Raw genomic sequence first — 1,279 nt, forward strand, 5'->3', positions numbered from 1 at the left:
CGGCTCGTACACCCAGCTCGTCGCATTCACCGACGTCTCCGTCGGCCCGTACATGTTGATCAGCTGACCACCCGACACAGCGGCGAACCGCTCAGCGAGTTCCTTCGTGACGACATCACCGCCGCAGATGACGTGGCGCAGGGACAACGTGTCAGCGTCGTCCTGCAGCTCGTCGAGTACCGCGTCGAGCAGTGCGGGAACGATGTCGATGGTGGTCACGGCCTGGCTGCGCATGAGCTCCGCGAGGTACGCGGGATCCTTCTCGCCGTCCGGCTTGGCCACCACGAGCCGCACACCCGTCAGCAGCGGCCAGAAGACCTCCTCGACCGAAGCGTCGAAGTTCAGCGAGGACTTGAGCAGCACCGCGTCGGTGTCGTCCAGGCCGAACTGGAGCTGGACCGCCTCCACGAGCCCCACCAGGTTCCGGTGAGTGATCACCACACCCTTCGGCACACCCGTCGAACCCGAGGTGTACATCACGTATGCGGGATTCTCCGGGAGGAGGGCGCGGCCGCGCCCGTCGTCCTTGATTGGGGCCGCGGAGCTATCGGCCAGGGACGTGAGGGTGCCGGGTTCGTCCAACGTGATCCACGTCGGACGTCCGGTCGCCCCGAGCGCGTGGAGCGCATCTGTTGTGGCGGTGGTGCAGACCCCGCAGACGGGCCGGGTGTCGTCGAGCATGAAGGTGAGGCGCTCGGTGGGGTAACCCGGGTCGAGGGGGAGGTAGGCCGCACCGGTCTTCAACACGGCCAGGAGGGTCACCACCAGGTCAACCGACCGCGGGACCGCCACCGCAACGACCTGTTCAGGGCCCGCACCCCGCTCGATCAGCAGACGCGCCAGCCGGTTCGCCCGGTCATCCAACTCCCCATAGGTGACGGCCTGGTCCTCGAAGACCACCGCGACGGCGGACGAACTTCTCGTACTCGCCCGGCTCCAGCACCTCCACTCCAGCACCTCCACGGCACCGACCCGCACATCCGGATCAGCAACCACCGACTCCAGAACCATGGCAAGACGACGCCAGAGGGCGGTGACAGTCGCGGCGTCGAACACGTCGGTCGCATAGAGCAGTACGCCGTCGATGCCGGCTGCCTCGGAACCGACGCCGAACCGTTCGGTGAGGCTGAACGTCAGGTCGAAGCGCGCGATCCCCGGATCGACCGCATCCGTCACCACTTCCAGACCCGGGAGCGAGAAATGCGGCTCCGGATTGTTCTGCAACGCCAACATCACCTGGAACAACGGATGCCGCGCCATCGAACGCGCCGGATTCAAC

1 protein-coding gene is annotated in these 1,279 nt (G+C 66.6%); it reads right to left on the bottom strand.

Translation table 11 applies throughout. The features are described from left to right. Positions 1–1,279 (bottom strand): AMP-binding protein (locus IO30_RS41560; protein WP_037896588.1); only part of this gene is annotated, 1,279 nt, incomplete at both ends.

The organism is Streptomyces xanthophaeus (genome assembly GCF_000725805.1).
GTDB classification, from domain to species: Bacteria; Actinomycetota; Actinomycetes; order Streptomycetales; family Streptomycetaceae; genus Streptomyces; species Streptomyces xanthophaeus.